General features: G+C 65.2%; 18 protein-coding genes. 11 read left to right on the forward strand and 7 right to left on the reverse strand.

Going from position 1 to position 16,042, the window contains the following annotated elements; genetic code table 11:
* Positions 1-46: 46 nt before the first annotated feature.
* Entirely contained in the window at positions 47-1,249 is a 1,203-nt protein-coding gene (locus ACVIIW_RS04250) for a pyridoxal phosphate-dependent aminotransferase (protein ID WP_456699587.1), read from the reverse strand.
* A 604-nt stretch (positions 1,250-1,853) separates the two neighbouring features.
* On the opposite strand from ACVIIW_RS04250, the gene ACVIIW_RS04255 reads away from it, so the two are divergent.
* The 6 genes from ACVIIW_RS04255 (at position 1,854) to ACVIIW_RS04280 (ending at position 5,722) form a co-directional block, all read left to right on the forward strand.
* Positions 1,854-2,504 (forward strand): glutathione S-transferase family protein, encoded by a 651-nt coding sequence (locus ACVIIW_RS04255; RefSeq protein WP_456699588.1) that lies wholly within the window; start codon positions 1,854-1,856, stop codon positions 2,502-2,504.
* Between the two features lie 155 nt (positions 2,505-2,659).
* The gene (locus ACVIIW_RS04260; RefSeq protein WP_456699589.1) at positions 2,660-2,836 is read left to right on the forward strand and encodes a hypothetical protein; all 177 of its coding nucleotides are present in this window, start codon (positions 2,660-2,662) and stop codon (positions 2,834-2,836) included.
* 72 nt (positions 2,837-2,908) lie between these two features.
* On the forward strand, positions 2,909-3,067 hold the full coding sequence (locus ACVIIW_RS04265; RefSeq protein ID WP_456699590.1) for a hypothetical protein: 159 nt from the start codon (positions 2,909-2,911) through the stop codon (positions 3,065-3,067).
* Positions 3,068-3,193: 126 nt separating this feature from the next.
* Positions 3,194-4,000, forward strand: coding sequence for a PAS-domain containing protein (locus tag ACVIIW_RS04270; RefSeq protein ID WP_456699591.1), 807 nt, complete (start codon positions 3,194-3,196; stop codon positions 3,998-4,000).
* A gap of 69 nt (positions 4,001-4,069) precedes the next feature.
* A complete protein-coding gene (locus ACVIIW_RS04275; protein ID WP_456699592.1) occupies positions 4,070-4,525 on the forward strand; it encodes an N-acetyltransferase family protein in 456 nt (151 codons plus the stop codon).
* A gap of 255 nt (positions 4,526-4,780) precedes the next feature.
* Entirely contained in the window at positions 4,781-5,722 is a 942-nt protein-coding gene (locus ACVIIW_RS04280; protein ID WP_456699593.1) for an aldo/keto reductase, read from the forward strand.
* Positions 5,723-5,738: 16 nt separating this feature from the next.
* On the opposite strand, the gene ACVIIW_RS04285 is transcribed toward ACVIIW_RS04280, so the two are convergent.
* The 3 genes from ACVIIW_RS04285 to ACVIIW_RS04295 all read right to left on the reverse strand — a co-directional run bounded on the left by ACVIIW_RS04285 (position 5,739) and on the right by ACVIIW_RS04295 (position 8,921).
* The gene (locus ACVIIW_RS04285; protein ID WP_456699594.1) at positions 5,739-6,062 is read right to left on the reverse strand and encodes an antibiotic biosynthesis monooxygenase family protein; all 324 of its coding nucleotides are present in this window, start codon (positions 6,060-6,062) and stop codon (positions 5,739-5,741) included.
* Between the two features lie 79 nt (positions 6,063-6,141).
* The gene (locus tag ACVIIW_RS04290; protein WP_456699595.1) at positions 6,142-7,359 is read right to left on the reverse strand and encodes a DUF1501 domain-containing protein; all 1,218 of its coding nucleotides are present in this window, start codon (positions 7,357-7,359) and stop codon (positions 6,142-6,144) included.
* 2 nt (positions 7,360-7,361) lie between these two features.
* Positions 7,362-8,921 carry a DUF1800 domain-containing protein gene (locus tag ACVIIW_RS04295; protein WP_456699596.1) on the reverse strand — a complete coding sequence of 520 codons (1,560 nt, stop codon included), beginning with the start codon at positions 8,919-8,921 and terminating at the stop codon, positions 7,362-7,364.
* Positions 8,922-9,035: 114 nt separating this feature from the next.
* On the opposite strand from ACVIIW_RS04295, the gene ACVIIW_RS04300 reads away from it, so the two are divergent.
* Positions 9,036-9,239, forward strand: a complete 204-nt coding sequence (locus ACVIIW_RS04300) for a cysteine-rich CWC family protein (RefSeq protein WP_456699597.1) — start codon at positions 9,036-9,038, stop codon at positions 9,237-9,239.
* A 77-nt stretch (positions 9,240-9,316) separates the two neighbouring features.
* Here the strand turns inward: ACVIIW_RS04300 and ACVIIW_RS04305 are convergent, their stop codons facing one another.
* The 3 genes from ACVIIW_RS04305 to ACVIIW_RS04315 form a co-directional block, all read right to left on the reverse strand.
* Positions 9,317-10,015: a glutathione S-transferase family protein gene (locus tag ACVIIW_RS04305; RefSeq protein WP_456699598.1), complete on the reverse strand. Its 699-nt coding sequence runs from the start codon at positions 10,013-10,015 to the stop codon at positions 9,317-9,319.
* Between the two features lie 131 nt (positions 10,016-10,146).
* Positions 10,147-10,377 carry a hypothetical protein gene (locus ACVIIW_RS04310; RefSeq protein WP_456699599.1) on the reverse strand — a complete coding sequence of 77 codons (231 nt, stop codon included), beginning with the start codon at positions 10,375-10,377 and terminating at the stop codon, positions 10,147-10,149.
* Complete coding sequence (locus ACVIIW_RS04315) at positions 10,374-11,153, reverse strand: TSUP family transporter (protein WP_456699600.1); 780 nt, start codon at positions 11,151-11,153, stop codon at positions 10,374-10,376. The genes ACVIIW_RS04310 and ACVIIW_RS04315 overlap by 4 nt, the downstream gene beginning before the upstream one ends.
* Positions 11,154-11,344: 191 nt before the next feature.
* On the opposite strand from ACVIIW_RS04315, the gene ACVIIW_RS04320 reads away from it, so the two are divergent.
* The 4 genes from ACVIIW_RS04320 to uvrB all read left to right on the forward strand — a co-directional run bounded on the left by ACVIIW_RS04320 (position 11,345) and on the right by uvrB (position 15,943).
* The gene (locus tag ACVIIW_RS04320; RefSeq protein ID WP_456699601.1) at positions 11,345-12,262 is read left to right on the forward strand and encodes a LysR substrate-binding domain-containing protein; all 918 of its coding nucleotides are present in this window, start codon (positions 11,345-11,347) and stop codon (positions 12,260-12,262) included.
* A 99-nt stretch (positions 12,263-12,361) separates the two neighbouring features.
* The gene (locus tag ACVIIW_RS04325; RefSeq protein ID WP_456699602.1) at positions 12,362-12,589 is read left to right on the forward strand and encodes a hypothetical protein; all 228 of its coding nucleotides are present in this window, start codon (positions 12,362-12,364) and stop codon (positions 12,587-12,589) included.
* A gap of 42 nt (positions 12,590-12,631) precedes the next feature.
* Positions 12,632-12,862, forward strand: a complete 231-nt coding sequence (locus ACVIIW_RS04330; RefSeq protein WP_456699603.1) for a hypothetical protein — start codon at positions 12,632-12,634, stop codon at positions 12,860-12,862.
* A 123-nt stretch (positions 12,863-12,985) separates the two neighbouring features.
* On the forward strand, positions 12,986-15,943 hold the full coding sequence (gene uvrB, locus ACVIIW_RS04335; protein ID WP_456699604.1) for an excinuclease ABC subunit UvrB: 2,958 nt from the start codon (positions 12,986-12,988) through the stop codon (positions 15,941-15,943).
* The last annotated feature ends 99 nt before the right edge of the window (positions 15,944-16,042 follow it).

Below are 16,042 nucleotides of genomic sequence, written 5' to 3' on the forward strand. Positions count from 1 at the left end.
GCCCGCATCGGGCGGGCCCTCCCGTATCGGATCGTTACTTCAAGGCTCAGCGCAGATTGCCGCAGAAGCGCTGGATACGCTTGCAGGCGTCTTCGAGGTCGGAGGTCTTGGTCGCGTAGGAGATGCGGAAGGCCGGGCCGAGGCCGAAGGCCGAACCCTGCACGACGGCGACGCCTTCGGTTTCCAGGAGCTCGGTGACGAACTGCTCATCGTTCGAGATCACGTTCCCCGACGGCGCCTTCTTGCCGATCGTGCCGGCGCAGGACGGGTAGACGTAGAACGCACCTTCGGGACGCGGGCACTCGATGCCGTTGGCCTGGTTGAGCATGGAGACGACGAGATCGCGACGCTCCTTGAACACCTTGTTGTTGGCCGCGATGAAGTCCTGCGGACCGTTCAGCGCTTCCACCGACGCCCACTGCGAGATCGAGGACGGGTTCGAGGTCGATTGCGACTGGATGGTCGACATCGCCTTGATCAGATGCGCAGGACCACCGGCGTAGCCGATACGCCAGCCGGTCATGCAATAGGCCTTCGACACGCCGTTCACGGTGAGCGTGCGGTCGTAGAGGCTGGGCTCGACCTGCGCGACGGTGGTGAACTGGAAGTCGTCGTAGACGAGATGCTCGTACATGTCGTCGGTCATCACCCAGACATGCGGATGCTTGACCAACACGTCGGTGAGCGCCTTCAGCTCGGCCCTGGTGTAGGCGGCGCCGGTCGGGTTCGACGGCGAGCACAGGATGACCCATTTGGTCTTCGGCGTGATCGCGCGATCGAGCGCCGCGGCCTGCAGCTTGAATCCGTCAGCGGCGGTGCAGACCACCGGCACCGGCTCGCCGCCGGCGAGCGCTACCATTTCAGGATAGCTGACCCAATAGGGCGCCGGGATGATCACCTCGTCGCCCGGGTTGATGGTCGCCATCAGCGCGTTGTAGAGCACCTGCTTGCCGCCGGTGCCGACGATGATCTGGTTCGGCTTGTAGGCGACACCGTTCTCGCGCTGAAACTTCGCGATGATCGCGTCCTTCAGCTCGGGAATGCCGTCCACCGCGGTGTACTTGGTCTTGCCTGATTCGATGGCGTGGATCGCCGCCAGCTTGATGTTGGCCGGCGTGTCGAAATCGGGCTCGCCGGCACCGAGGCCGATGACGTTGCGGCCCGCCGCTTTCAGCGCGCGTGCTTTATCCGTGACCGCGATGGTCGCGGACGGCTTCACACGGTCGAGCGCAGCGGCAAGGAAGGACATCGTCATCTCCTGACAAGCGTCGTGAACCCTTTGCTCACGACTCCAATTGTGGGAATGAAGACACCCTAAAACGTGTGCCGCAGCACCGCAAGAAACTTCGGCCTGATCTCGGAAAAGTTTATGGGACCTCAGCGTTTCAAGCTCGATTTCCCGCAATTTTCCGCAACTTTACCCGGCAAACCCCTCATATCCGGCAAGGCTTGTCCTCGGAGCAATTGTGCGTGTGCCATGAGCCGTCATGCCCGGGCTCTTGTCCCGGACATCCACGTTCTGCGCGTCGCGCGGCACGGCGTGGATGGCCGGGCCATAGGCGAGCGGAAGCGACGCCGTCCTTCGGACGGCTTTGCCCGGCCATGACGATGTGGCGACTTCAGCGTACTCTACGCACGACCGCGCGACGCGATGAGTCCTGCATGTTGACGCAAGCGTGATCTGATTTGCAGCGTCGCACGAACATGATCTTTCCTGGAGTTGCAGTGCGGTAGAGTTTTCCAGTTTTTCTATTGAGCGGCCCTTGCGGCGGATTCGCATCGGCATCATTGTTTAGCCGCGATGCGGGACAACAAGCACCGCACCTCCCTGATCCCGGAATCGAACTCCCAGAATGTACAAGCTCTATTCGATGCAGCGCTCGGGCAACAGCTACAAGGTCCGCCTTGCGCTGGCGCTGTTGAACCAGCCTTACGAAGCGGTCGAGGTGGACATTCTGCGCGGCGAGAGCCGCACGCCTGATTTCCTGACCAAGAACCCGTCCGGTCAGGTGCCGCTGCTCGAGGTCGGCGACAACCGCTTCCTTGCCGAGTCGAATGCCATCCTCTGGTACGTTGCCGTCGGCACGCCGCTCGCACCGGAGAACCGCATCGATCGCGCCGAGGCGCTGCAGTGGATGTTCTTCGAGCAGCACGCGCTCGAGCCGAATATCGGTGCCGCCTATTTCTGGCTGTCGCTGGTCAAGGGTGGGCGCGACCTCCAGACCCACGCTCTGGAGGACTGGATGGAGCGCGGCTACGGCGCGCTCCAGGTGATGGAGAACCATCTCAAGGCCAATGCCTACTTCGCCGCGCGCCAGCTCACCGTCGCCGACATCGCGCTGTACGGCTACACCCACCTCGCCGACCGTTGCGACTTCGATCTCGCGCCGTTCCCGGCGATCCGGGACTGGCTGAAGCGCGTCGAGGCTGCCCCCGGCTTCGTGGCGATGGACTGGCGTCCCGCCGACATCGACAACCCCGCCAGCATCGCGGCGGGGGCTTAAATCCGGTGCAGCGTTAAGAAATAGCGGGCATTGCGTTAACCTTTGCCCCAATCCTGCCGTTTTCGACGCGATCGCTGCCCCAATATTGCCGGTTGAAATTGTGACGTTATGAGGCGTCGCGGGTGATTCGCTCGCACGTTGAAGGATTTGGACCCATGATGCGGGCGTCCGGCACGGTCGGCTTTCAGGGCCACACCGATACCGTCGCGTCTTCTCGGCTGACCAGCGCGGTCGCGGCATCGCTCGCCGTCGCCGCCCTCTCGCTGTGCCTGATCGTCACCCTCACGGTGCTGTCGACCAAGGCGAGCATGGCGATGGGCCTGCCGGTCTGATCCCGGTTTCATTCTGGATCGCCTTCAAGGTGCCGCGCGGCCCGCCGCCTATGGCATCCCGATGGGACACCGATGAAATCGCCCGTGGTCATCGTTGCAATCACCCTGACTGCGGCCATCCTGGTCGCGGCCTCGCTGTTGATTTTCGTCGGCACCCGCAAGGGCCCGGGAACGTCGACATGGAACGCGCCCGCCGCGCAACAGCGCATCATGCACGCCCATTTGGTCTAAAATCATCCGAAAGCTTTGGGCCCGCTCGCAAGCGCCCGTTAAGCGCAACAAGCGAATCCGGATTGCGCTCGCGCAACCATGGGTCAGTGTAATCGCCTTCTCGTTCAGGGAGGAACGAGCCAGGCCATGCGGTTCGAATGGCGTACCATATGCGGTCCCGTGCTGACGGTAGTGATCGCACTGCTGGCGACCCCATTCGATCGTCATGCGCTCATGCTCGCACCGCTGTTCGTCTGCATTGTGGCGTTGGCCGCTTCGCTCTCGGGCTTGGCGTCGGCGCTTGCCAGCGCCACCATCGCCGTGATCGGCACGCTGTTGCTGTCGCTCGGCGATCGTTCAACGCCGGGCATGACCGCGACCGATCTCGCTCAGCTCGCGCTGCTCGCGCTCACGACCGGCGGCACCGCCGCAATCACCGGGCTGATGCGCGAACGCCTGCTCGCTGCTTTCGCCGCCGAGCGGCACAACCACGCCAGTGCGGCACGCTTGTCGGCCGCACTCGACCAGGTCGATATCGGCATCGTGCTGCTCGACGGCGAGACCCGCGCCGAATTCATCAACCGCGCCTTCCGTGACTATTTCGCGCTGCCGGACGAAAAGGCCGACGACAAGCCGCCCTTCATCGCGCTGATGTATCACGGCCGGGACACCGACGCGTTCGATCTGCCGGAGGATGAGCTGGGTCTCTTCATCGCGCAGCGGATGGAGATGGTGCGAATCGGCGATGCCACGCCGATCAACATCGCCTTGCGCAATGGCGAGGTGCTGCGCTTCGTGTGCACCGCGCTGCCCGACGGCGGCCGCATGCTGAGCTATACGCCCGTCACCGACCTCGTGCGCCACACCGACGCGCCGGCGCGCGCCGACTACTATCGCTCGCTGCGCGATCCCCAGGGGCGCAAGCTGATCCGCTATCTTCGGCCGGCGGAGTGATGCGACGCCATTGATCGGCGGACCCATCATCACGTATGAAGGCGCAGCATCGATCCACGGATTTCCCAGATGTCGCTCGCCATTCGCTCCGTGACCCGGCAGGACTACGATCAATGGCTGCCGCTGTGGGACGGCTACAATGCCTTCTACGGCCGCTCCGGCCCGACCGCGCTGGCGCCCGAAATCACACGCATGACCTGGCAGCGCTTCTTCGATGCCTATGAGCCGGTGCATGCGCTGGTCGCCGAGAGCGACGGCAAGCTGCTCGGGCTGACGCATTACCTGTTCCATCGCAGCACCACCGCGATCGAGCCGTCGTGCTATCTGCAAGACCTGTTCACGAACGAGGCTTCGCGCGGCAAGGGCGTCGCCTCGGCACTGATCTACGGCGTCTACGAGCGCGCCAGGCTCGCGGGCGCGCCGCGCGTCTACTGGCAGACCCATGAGACCAACACCACGGCACAGGGCCTCTACGACAAGGTCGCGGAACGCTCCGGCTTCATCGTCTACCGCAAGCTGTTCTGATCCTCACCACACCTGTGGATAAGTCCTGCTGTCACCGGCGCGTAACACACCGGGGTTAGGTTGCATTTGCGTCTGATCTGGCCCCCGTCACCGATCAAGCGCCTCAGGCGGTCCCCGTCAGTCGCCGCGTCTGACAGGGGCCGCATTTTTTTGCCTGCAATTCCGTGGCGGCATGGCTGCAACGCAGGCAAGTGCTTGCCGCTGCGTCGCAGCGCGGTCACAATGGCCGCCGGCTCTCCTTTGACAGGACCCGGCATGGAAATTCGCAATCTCGGCGGCTCCGGCCTGCGCGTGTCCGCGGTCGGGCTCGGGTGCAACAATTTCGGCCAGCGCACCGATCTGGAAACCTCGCGCAAGGTGATCCACCGCGCGATCGATCTTGGCATCACGCTGTTCGACACCGCCGATATCTATGCGGGCCAGGGCGGCTCGGAGACCGTGCTCGGCACCGTGCTCGGCGACCGCCGCAAGGACATCGTACTCGCCACGAAATATTCCAAGCCGATGGCGGCCGACGGCACCAAGCAGGGTGCCTCGCGGCGCTACATCATGAACGCTGTCGAGGCCAGCCTGACGCGGCTCAAGACCGACTACATCGATCTCTACCAGCAGCATGATTTCGATCCGCTGACGCCGCTGGAGGAGACGCTGCGCGCGCTCGACGATCTCGTCCGCCAGGGCAAGGTCCGCTACATCGGCCATTCCAACTTTCCGGCGTGGCGCATCGCCGAGGCCGAATTCACCGCGCGCGCGATGAATGTCGGCCGTTTCGTCTCGGCACAGGACGAGTACAGTCTCCTCGTTCGCGACATCGAGAAGGATTTGCTGCCCGCCGCCGAGGAATACAAGCTCGGCCTGCTGCCGTTCTTCCCGCTGGCGAGCGGTCTGTTGACCGGCAAATATCAGCGCGGCGCGGCAGCGCCCGCCGATACGCGCTTCGGGAAGGCGCCGGCGCTGCGCGATCGCTACGTCACGCCGCGCAACGAGGATATCGTCGAGAAGCTTCAGGCCTTTGCGCAGGCGCGCGGCCATTCGATGCTCGAGCTCGCCTTCTCCTGGCTCGCCGCGCGTCCGCAGGTCTCGAGCGTGATCGCAGGCGCCACCCGCATCGAGCAGGTCGAGCAGAACGTCAAGGCGATCGCCTGGCGGCTGAGCGCGGACGATCGCGCCGAGATCGACAAGATCACGCTGGGATGATCGTGTCGGCGCGGCGTCATTGCGCGCCGCGCGCCACCGTCTGCATCACCTCGAAACCTTCGAACTGGGGGTGGCCGAGATACAGCGGCTTGTTGTCGCCGGCCCTGTGATGGGCGGCACGAAACGCTTCCGACTTGGTCCACGCGTCAAACGCCGCGTGATTGGCCCACACCGTATGCGACGCATACAACGTATGGTCCTCGAGCTCCGGTCCGCGCAGCAGATGGAATTCGACGAAGCCGGGCACCTTGTCCAGATGGCTGTCGCGCGACAACCAGACCTGCTCGAAGGCAGCCTCCGAGCCCTTGACGACACGGAAGCGATTCATGGCGATGTACATGGCTTGCCTCTCCTGATGCTCAGGCGATCATGTCGTCATTCCGCGACGCGCCGCAAGGCGCGGCACCGGAATGATGGAATCAAGCGACCAGCCCCTTCATCGGCCTTGCGCTTGCGCTGTCGGGGAACACCGTCTGGGCCAGCACCTGATCCGACAGGCCGAACTGGCTTTGCAGCACGCCCTTGATCACGGAGCGCAGGTCGGTGGTGGGCTTGAGGTCGCGGGCCTCGTGGAGATTGCCGGGCTTGAGGCCGGGCCAGTCTGAGATGATGCGGCCGCCCTTCACGGCCCCACCGGCGAGCAACGCGATGGTGCCGGTGCCATGATCGGTGCCGTCAGTGCCGTTGATGCGCGCGGTGCGGCCGAACTCGGTGGCGACGACGACGACGGTGTCGCGCCAGCGATCGCCGAGCCCGCTTTCGAATTCGGCGAGCGCGCCGTCGAGACCGCCGAGCAGGAAGGCGAGACGTCCGACGGGGCCGCCTTCATTGGCATGCGTATCCCAGCCGTCGAAAGCGAGCGCCGCGATGCGCGGGCCATCATCGGCGGCCATCAGCTTCGCGGCGCCGCGTGCGACCTGGCGCATCTGCGCGACGGCATTGCCGGGCTTCGGCTTCATGTCGTCGCCGCTCGCAGCCTTCTCCAACTGCAGGCCCTGCGTCAGCGCCGAGGCCAGCGCCGGATCGCGATGGCGGTAGAGATCGACCAGCCGCATCGCGGTGTCGTCGTCGGCCTGCGGCAGCGCGACCGGCGCCCAGCCGACGGTCGGCGCATTGCCGCGCAGCACCAGCGGCGTGGTCGGGCCGACCGCGAGTCCGCTCGACACGCGCTCGCCGCGCGGCAGCGCCTCGAGCGCACGATTGAGCCAGCCCGACTGCACGCGACCGGGGCCGGCGTAGCCGCTCTCGAGCACGTCCTGGCCGTCGAAATGCGAGCGATCGCGGTAAGGCGTCGAGACCGCGTGAATCACCGCGGCATGCTGGGCGCGGTACATGCGCGCGAATTCCGGCATCGACGGATGCAGCCCGAAGAAGGAGTCCAGCATCAGCGCGGGATGCGCGCCATCCGCCGTGAGCGCGATCGAGCCGTGCAGGCCGGCATAATCGGGGTCGCCGATCGGCGCGACGGTCGCGAGCCCATCGAGCGCACCGCGCAGGATCACCACGATCAGTCGGGGATCGCGCCCGTCGGCTGCGCGCGCGAATTTCGGCAGATAGGCCCAGGCTGCAAACGACGCGCCGCCGAGCAGAAGGCCGCGGCGCGAGGTGAGGAGCCGGTTTTCGACGCAGTCGATCATCATCATCTCCTCTGAATTTCCGGGGACATCAGCAGCAGCGCCAGCGCCTGCTGGCGCGATTCCGCGCGCTCGATGGTTTTGCGGGTTTCGACCGACGCCGCGTCCGCCGCCGCGAATTCCAGAAGGTCGAGCGGATCGATGTTGGGTCCGAGCCGCGCGCCCATCTGCGAAGCGATATCGAGCCTGAGCTTGATGCCCTCGGGCGCGGCCCAGGCCGCGGCGGTATCCGGAAAACCGTTCGGCCCGGCCGGGGTCCATAACGGCTGGCCGAGCAGGTTCAGACTATTGAGATAGAAGCCGGGATCCTCCGGCATGCGCGCGAGCAGCCGGCCGCTCGCGACCAGGAAATCATAGGGCGAGCGCATCTTGGTCAGCGGCGCTTTCCACGCCTCGTCGGAATCGACCAGCGCCGCGGCCAGTGCCTTGAGATCGCCATCGGTCTTGACGAAGACGTCGCGCAACCGCGCAACCAGCGCCGGCGGCGGATCGTCGGCGACGAAGTGGCGAACGAGTTTGGTCGCGATGAAATTCGCCGTCGACGGATGCCGCGCAATATCGGCAAGTGCGGCCTCGCCCTGCGCGAGACCGTTCGCTTCATAGGTTTTGCCGAGCAGCACCTGCGGCCCCGGCTGGTGCGCATTGGCGTTGAAGACGAACGCGCCGGGCGCGCCAAGCTGGCCTTTCCGGCCCGCAAAGGTCCAGCCGGTGATGATGCGCGCGAGCGAGGTGACGTCGGCTTGCGTATAGCCGCCGCCGACGCCGAGCGTATGCAGCTCCATGATCTCGCGCGCGAGATTTTCGTTCAGCCCGCGCTTGCGGTTCTGCCCGGCGCGCGAATCCGGTCCGAGCGATTGCTGGTTGTCGAGGAAGAACAGCATCGCCGGATGCTGCTCGACCGCTTGCAGCATGTCGGCGAAGCGGCCCAGGACATGCGGGCGGATCGCCTCGCGCTCGAAGGCGCCGGCCCACATCCGCGCCAGCTCGCCCTTGCTCGCGGAGATGCAGAAATGATTCGACCAGAACACGACCAGGCGCTCGGTGAAGCCGCAATCGACCAGCATCGCGCGCTGCAACCGCGCCAGCGCCTCGGCGCGAAAGGTCTTCTGGATCACGTTGAGCGGCTGTGCCGGTTTTGCAGCGGCCGGCGCGGAGACGCCAGGCTGCATGCTTTCGGGCTTCGACGTGGCGCCGGCCTGCTTCGCGTCAGCCGTCTGCTGGCCCGCGATCTCGCTGGTCACCGTGTTGAGCGAAAGATTGCGCCGCAATTGGTTGTCGGCCTTCTGCTCGGCGGGCGGCGCGGGCGCTTCGGCCGGCGTGGCCACCTTCGCGGCTTCGCGCGCCTGTTTGACCTCGTCCTGATACGCGAATGCAGCCTGTCCGAGTTGCGGCGTCGATTGCAGCCCAGGCGCCTCAAGCAGCACGCCATAGGGACGCGCCAGTTCCGCCTTCACAAAACCTCTGGCGTCGGAGGCTGCATTGACGAGATCGCCGGATGCGCCGCCGCGCGGCCCAAAGCCGAAGCGGTTCAGCGCGACGAGAGCGGCTTGCGAATCGCGGGCCATCGATTTGTTCTCCGCGCGTTGCCAACCACTTTCCTGGTTTGCACGCGGCGCCTAATATACTGCAGCGACAGATGAACCCGGCATGAAAATGACGGCAAAGCTTCGACCTGAATCATGACAAATCCGAAAGAAATCACGCTGACCCAACCGGTCCCGCGCCGCCTCGCCTGTTCCCGCTGCGGCACCGAGTTCGGCTGCGATCTCGCGGGCCATTGCTGGTGCGCGGAGGAGACCGCCAAGCTGCCGATGCCGATCAAGGGCGAGGATTGCTTGTGCCGGGAATGTTTGCGGAAGGCGGCGGCGGAGGCAGGATCGTAGGATGGGCAAGCGAAAGCGTGCCCACCATTTCCATGGCGTGGGCACGGCGCGATCCGCCTTTGCCGACCCTGCGAAGTCTACACTGGATGCCCCGGCGATGTCCGCGCCATGCCGTCGAACGCATCGAGCAGCTTTTCGCGCCAAACGTAAATCGGATCATCGGCCTCGATCAGCCTGAACGGGCTCACCACACGTGCCCATTGAAAACCACCGAACACGATGTAGTCGGCATAGTTCGGCGCAGCGCCGCCGAGATAGGGTTGCGTCTTGAAGGTTTGCCGCATCAGTTCCAGCGACTTGCGGAACGCGACGACGCCGGTGTCGCGGCTCGCCATGATCTCTTCGAGTGTCTTGCCGCCGAACCGCGCCTCGCGCGATTGGCGGAAATACGCGGCATCGATCTCGGCCAGATTCTTCGGGATGTCGGCGATGATGAGCGGAAAGATGCCGCCGACGATCGCGATATCGCCCCAGGCATTGATCATGCGCGCCATGGCACGGCCGCCCTCGCCGCCGAACAGCGACGGACGATCCGGAAAATTGTCTTCGAGATAGTTCGCGATCGCCCAGGAATCGACCACCGGCTTGTCGTGATGCAGCAGCACCGGGACTTTGTCCGAGCCGTGCGGCGCGATCGTGCTTTTCTCGGTGAAGCGCCACGGCAGCGATTCCGCCGTCAGCCCCTTATGCGCCAGCGCCATCCGCGTGCGCCAGCAATAGGGGCTGAACGGGCGCGAGGCATCGGTGCCGACGAGTTCGTAGAGTTTGAGCGACATGGTGTGGTTCCGTCATTGCGAGCTTAGCACCGGCCGAAGGCCGACCCGCGCCTGATGTTACGGTCAGTCTACCGCGGCGGAGGCATTCTGGATTGCTTCGCTTGCGCTCGCAACGACGATGTGGCGAGACGCTAGCGCCCGTTGTTTCGCAGCAGCCTCTCACCGTCTTCCGTCACGGCGATGACCAGGCCGAGGCCGGGCAGCGTTTCGCGTGCGACGAAGCCACGATCGGCGGCGTCCTCCCAGATGGTGAGGCGCGGGCAGGAGGTCTTCCAGGTCGCGATCACCTCGGCATAGGCGCGTGGCTCGCGCGCGATCCATTCGACGAAATCCAGCACCAGCGGGTCGGCCGTCTCGCTCATTGCAAACCTCCCTTGGTCAACGCGGCAAGCACCGGCACGCGCAGCAGGAGCCAGCCGCCATAGGCGATGTAGTAGCAACCGATGGTCGTGATCAGCTTGTTCGACCAGGCCACGAATTGCTGGTCGGTCATGGCCTCGAGAAGGCGTCGCGCCAGCGTGGTGCCCAGCATCGAGGCCGCGATCGCAAGGCCGGCCAGCACGGGATCGAGCGAGGCGGCCTGGTCGATGACACCGCCGAAATAGATCAGCTTGGTGAAATGACTGACGATCTGGCACATCGATTTGGTCGCCACCTTCTCGCGCCGGCCGAAATTGCCGCCGAGGAAAAAGGTGTCAAGCAATGGGCCGGAGACGCCGGTCATCAGCATCAAGCCCATGCAGATCGTGCCATAAACGGTGCCCTGCCAGAGGCGATCAGGGTCGGGCTTGATATTGGTCGGCAGCAGCCGCGCCATGAACGGCGTGGCACCCAGCATCAAAAGCGCCATGGGCTTGTCTGGCACGTAGCGCGTGAGCGACCAGGCCGCGAGCGCGATGGCAGCGCCGACCATGTAGTTTGCGACCGGCCGCCAGCGGATATGCTTGCGCCACAGCAAAGCGCGCCAGCCGTTCGAGGCCATCTGCGTGATCGCATGCAGCACCATCGCTGTCGGCAGCGGCATCAGGGCAAGCAGCACGCCGATCAGGATCAGCCCGCCCGCCATGCCGAATAGCCCCGACAGGAACGCGGTGCCGACCATCAGCAATCCAAGCGCAGCAATCATGATGGGCGTCACGTGGGTCTCCTTTCGACAGGCCCGGGACGCAGGCTGCCCATTCCGCCTCGCCCCGCTTGCGGGGAGAGGCGAAAGGCCGTGCGCCCCTCAACAATCAGCATGAATTACGCTGATGTTTGTGCCTCGCTTGCTCTGCCTTCGCAAACTGAGTTATCTTGGCCTGGCATCAGCTTTCCTGAGGGTCGATACGGTTGCGACGGCTGCTCTTTCTCAACGGCATCAAGGCATTCGAGGCGGCGGCGCGGACCGGCAGCTTTGCTGCGGCTGGCATCGAGCTGAGCGTGTCGGCGGCCGCCGTCAGCCGCATGGTCCATCTGCTGGAAGAACGGCTCGGCGTCGCGCTGTTCGAGCGCAAGGCCAACAGGCTGGTGCTGACGCAGGCAGGCCGCGCCTATCAGAGCGGGCTGACGCCGATCTTTGATGCGCTCGCCAGCCTCACCGCGCAGGTGACGGCGCCGTCCAGCGTGCGCGTGCTCACCATCGGCGTCGGACATACGTTTGCGATGCGCTGGCTGATTCCGCGGCTGTCGGAGTTCCGCAACGAAGAGCCTGACATCGAGGTACGCTTCACCACCGGCGGGGCGTCGGTGCCGTTCGGCGAGGACTGGAGCTGCGGCATCAAGCTCGGCACCGGCGACTGGCCGGGGCTCGTCGCCGAGCCCTTGTTCGCCGGCGACCTGACGCCGGTCTGCGTGCCCCGCCTCGCCGCCAGCCTGAAGCGGCCGGCCGACCTCAAAGGCCCGAGCCTGATCCGCGTCGAGCATTCGCCGGAGGATTGGCCGCTCTGGCTGAAGGCCGCGAACCTCACCCGCATCAATCCACGCGGGCCCGAGTTCCAGTTCTACGGCCAGGCGTTGCAAGCCGCGGCCGACGGGCTCGGCATCGCCATGGGCATCCGGCCCTATATCGACGACGATCTCGCCGCCGGACGCCTGGTGGCGCCGTTCTTCGAGCTCTCCGTGCCCAAGGGCATGCGCTGGTACCTGCTGTACCGCAGTTTCCAGACCGAACAGCGCGACTTCGCCGCGTTCCGCCGCTGGATCATGCGGGCGGCAGCGGAACCCGCGGCGAGGCCGCGGCGGTCCGGACGCGTCGCGGCGCGGAGCTGACGCCTAAAAAAGCCGGCCGCTTGTGAACCGCTTCACATTTCCAAATCCGCAAACGTGGTGCTCTAACCCTCCGGCACGAGACCATTTTGGGGACCACCAATGACGACCCTTTACGACGGCTTTGACATCGAATCCTTCGAAGCTGGCAAGGGGCTGTGGCACGCCCGTATCCGGCGCGCCGATTTCAGCCCGGTTGCCATCGATGGCGTGCTGTTTCCGACCATGGAAGTCGGCTTCGCCTGGCCCGATTCCGAAGCCGCGATCGCCGACGCCAAGCATCACATCGACCGCTTCCGCCACCGCGCCGACGACCGCGACGACGAATAGTCGACGGCAACAGGACTGAAGCGCAACAGGGGACACCGGTTCATGTCGGTCATCGAATACGACAACGATCCAGGGTCAAGGATCTATCCGCGCAAGGTGCTGGCGATATGCCCGGAATGCGATGGCGATCTCACGGTGCTCCGTGTGATCGGCGGCCGCGCCGGATGCGAGTACTGGACCATGCGCTGCATCGATTGCGGCGGGATCCATCTCGATATCCTCAAGCCGCGCCTGACGGTCGGCGACGGCGACGGGCCGCTGCCGGTGGCGTAATCGCCAGCGGTCAGGTAACAGGGATCACTGAACAAGGCCTGCTGCCAACCTGCTGTCAGCAGCCTGCGCACGGAACGGGCATTCGCTCTTTTCTGAGGGGCGGACTCGTCCCATATTCGGAGCATGGCGAAGAAACCTGCTCCCCCGAAATCTCCGAAAGCCAAAGCACCGAATTCGAAGGCACATCGGCCCGATGTGCAGCCGATCGGGCCGGCCCTGGCCGAATTGCTCAATCCCGCAATCAATCGCGGCGATGCCGGGCTGGGATCGGGTACCGGGCTGCAGCCGCCGCCGGATAATTCGCGCGATCGCCGCGCCGGGGGCGAGGCCGCGGCGCATCGGGCCCGCGCTTCGACGCCGAAGGAGTTTCCGCAGGATTCGACGCGGCCGATGCCGCTGCGGCCCAATCCGCAGCCGGCAGGCGCCCGCGCCTCGACCGAAGGTCTAGGCGAGGCGCCGCAGGCCAATTACGGAACCGCGGCCACGATCCCGACGCTCGATCCGGAACTGGCGCGTCAGCTCGGCCTGCCCACCGAAGAGGACGATGCCGAGGCACTCGCGCGTCCACCGCGCAGCAAGATGGAGGCGCTCGGCGTCAAGGCGACGGCCGACGCACTGGAATCGCTGATCCGCGAGGGCCGGCCCGAGTTCCGCAAGGACGACGGCTCCACCAAAGTGTGGACCCCGCACCGGCCGCCGCGCCCGGAAAAGTCGGAAGGCGGCGTCCGTTTCGAGATCAAATCGCCATACGAGCCGCGCGGCGACCAGCCGACCGCGATCGCCGAGCTTGTCGAGGGCATCCAGCGCAACGAACGTTCGCAGGTGCTGCTCGGCGTCACCGGCTCGGGCAAGACCTACACCATGGCCAAGGTGATCGAGGCGACGCAACGGCCCGCGATCATCCTCGCGCCGAACAAGACGCTCGCCGCCCAGCTCTACGGCGAGTTCAAGAGTTTCTTCCCCGACAACGCGGTCGAGTACTTCGTCAGCTATTACGACTACTACCAGCCGGAAGCGTATGTGCCGCGCACGGACACCTACATAGAGAAGGACTCCTCGATCAACGAGCAGATCGATCGCATGCGCCATTCGGCGACGCGCGCGCTGCTCGAACGCGACGACGTCATCATCGTCGCCTCGGTGTCCTGCATCTACGGTATCGGTTCGGTCGAAACCTACACCGCGATGACCTTCGCGCTGAAGAAGGGCGAGCGCATCGACCAGCGCCAGCTCATCGCCGACCTCGTCGCGCTGCAGTACAAGCGCACGCAGGCCGACTTTACCCGCGGCACGTTTCGCGTGCGCGGCGACGTCATCGACATCTTCCCGGCGCACTATGAAGACCGCGCCTGGCGCGTGAACCTGTTCGGCGACACCATCGAGAGTATCGAGGAGTTCGATCCGCTCACCGGCCACAAGCAGGACGAGCTCGAATTCATCAAGATGTACGCCAACTCGCACTATGTGACGCCGCGCCCGACGCTGGTGCAGGCGATCAAGTCGATCAAATCTGAACTGAAGCAGCGGCTCGACCAGCTCAACAACCAGGGACGCCTGCTGGAGGCGCAGCGGCTGGAGCAGCGCACCACCTTCGATCTCGAGATGATGGAGGCGACGGGAAGCTGCGCCGGCATCGAGAATTATTCGCGCTATCTCACCGGGCGGCTGCCCGGCGAGCCGCCGCCGACGCTGTTCGAATACGTCCCCGACAACGCGCTGGTGTTCGCCGACGAAAGCCACGTCACCGTGCCGCAGATCGGCGGCATGTTCCGCGGCGACTTCCGCCGCAAGGCGACACTGGCCGAATACGGTTTCCGCCTGCCGTCATGCATGGACAACCGCCCGCTGCGCTTCGAGGAATGGGACATGATGCGGCCGCAGACGGTCGCGGTATCGGCGACCCCGGGCAGCTGGGAACTGAACGAGAGCGGCGGCGTGTTCGTCGAGCAGGTCATCCGCCCGACCGGGCTGATCGACCCGCCCGTCGACATCCGCCCCGCCCGCACCCAGGTCGACGATCTCGTCGGCGAAGTGCGCGCCACCGCGCAGGCCGGCTACCGTTCGCTGATCACGGTTCTCACAAAACGCATGGCGGAGGACCTCACCGAATATCTGCACGAGCAGGGCATACGTGTCCGCTACATGCACTCCGATATCGACACGATCGAGCGCATCGAGATCATCCGCGACCTTCGCTTGGGCGCGTTCGACGCGCTGGTCGGCATCAACCTGTTGCGCGAAGGCCTCGACATCCCCGAATGCGCGCTGGTCGCGATTCTCGACGCCGACAAGGAAGGCTTCCTGCGCAGCGAGACCTCGCTGATCCAGACCATCGGCCGCGCCGCGCGCAACGTCGACGGCAAGGTGATCCTCTATGCCGACCAGATGACCGGCTCGATGGAGCGCGCCATCGCCGAGACCAACCGTCGCCGCGAGAAGCAGGTCGAGTACAACAATGCCAACGGCATCACGCCGGAGAGCGTGAAGAAGCAGATCGGCGACATCCTCAACTCGGTCTACGAGCGCGACCACGTGCTGGTCGAGATCGGCGGCCACGACATGACCGACGACGTCATCTCGATCGGCCACAATTTCGAAGCCGTGCTCGCCGATCTCGAGACGCGCATGCGCGAGGCCGCCGCCGATCTGAACTTCGAGGAAGCCGCCCGCCTCCGCGACGAGGTCAAGCGCCTGCGCGCCACCGAGCTCGCCGTCGTCGACGACCCCACCGCCAAGCAGCGCACCGTGCAGGTCAAGGCCGGCGCCTATGCCGGCACCAGAAAGTATGGCGATGCCGCGAACCTGCCGGTCAGCGCCATGAAGAAAAAGACCGTGAGCTCCGCGCTGAAAGCCAGCGGCGGCGGCAGCGGCTCGAAAGTGCACAAGCCGCATCTCGACGAGATGCACGGCCCGGAATCGCTGCCCTATCGGGAAAACCAGTCGCTGCCGTCAAAGCCGTTCGGCAGCACGAGCCGGATCATCCAGCCGACGGATTCACGGCAGTCGGGACCGGAGTTCGGGCCGGCACCGAAGTCGACGGGTGGTGCGCCGGGGCGACGGGGTGGGTGGAAGAAGAGGTAGGTGCTCGTTTGGTCGATGAGTGGCGGGTGTCCTCACCGCGCACTCACCGCCATCACGGACAGTATCAGCCCGGTCATCGCGAGCCGACGCGATGCAGCA

It is taken from the genome of Bradyrhizobium sp. USDA 4449, from assembly GCF_054056275.1.

Bases quoted from the DNA above. Each gene is read 5' to 3' on its own strand.
- ACVIIW_RS04250 (WP_456699587.1), bottom strand. From the start codon at position 1,249: ATGTCCTTCCTTGCCGCTGCGCTCGACCGTGTGAAGCCGTCCGCGACC.
- ACVIIW_RS04255 (WP_456699588.1), top strand. From the start codon at position 1,854: ATGTACAAGCTCTATTCGATGCAGCGCTCGGGCAACAGCTACAAGGTC.
- ACVIIW_RS04260 (WP_456699589.1), top strand. From the start codon at position 2,660: ATGATGCGGGCGTCCGGCACGGTCGGCTTTCAGGGCCACACCGATACC.
- ACVIIW_RS04265 (WP_456699590.1), top strand. From the start codon at position 2,909: ATGAAATCGCCCGTGGTCATCGTTGCAATCACCCTGACTGCGGCCATC.
- ACVIIW_RS04270 (WP_456699591.1), top strand. From the start codon at position 3,194: ATGCGGTTCGAATGGCGTACCATATGCGGTCCCGTGCTGACGGTAGTG.
- ACVIIW_RS04275 (WP_456699592.1), top strand. From the start codon at position 4,070: ATGTCGCTCGCCATTCGCTCCGTGACCCGGCAGGACTACGATCAATGG.
- ACVIIW_RS04280 (WP_456699593.1), top strand. From the start codon at position 4,781: ATGGAAATTCGCAATCTCGGCGGCTCCGGCCTGCGCGTGTCCGCGGTC.
- ACVIIW_RS04285 (WP_456699594.1), bottom strand. From the start codon at position 6,062: ATGTACATCGCCATGAATCGCTTCCGTGTCGTCAAGGGCTCGGAGGCT.
- ACVIIW_RS04290 (WP_456699595.1), bottom strand. From the start codon at position 7,359: ATGATCGACTGCGTCGAAAACCGGCTCCTCACCTCGCGCCGCGGCCTT.
- ACVIIW_RS04295 (WP_456699596.1), bottom strand. From the start codon at position 8,921: ATGGCCCGCGATTCGCAAGCCGCTCTCGTCGCGCTGAACCGCTTCGGC.
- ACVIIW_RS04300 (WP_456699597.1), top strand. From the start codon at position 9,036: ATGACAAATCCGAAAGAAATCACGCTGACCCAACCGGTCCCGCGCCGC.
- ACVIIW_RS04305 (WP_456699598.1), bottom strand. From the start codon at position 10,015: ATGTCGCTCAAACTCTACGAACTCGTCGGCACCGATGCCTCGCGCCCG.
- ACVIIW_RS04310 (WP_456699599.1), bottom strand. From the start codon at position 10,377: ATGAGCGAGACGGCCGACCCGCTGGTGCTGGATTTCGTCGAATGGATC.
- ACVIIW_RS04325 (WP_456699602.1), top strand. From the start codon at position 12,362: ATGACGACCCTTTACGACGGCTTTGACATCGAATCCTTCGAAGCTGGC.
- ACVIIW_RS04330 (WP_456699603.1), top strand. From the start codon at position 12,632: ATGTCGGTCATCGAATACGACAACGATCCAGGGTCAAGGATCTATCCG.
- uvrB (WP_456699604.1), top strand. From the start codon at position 12,986: ATGGCGAAGAAACCTGCTCCCCCGAAATCTCCGAAAGCCAAAGCACCG.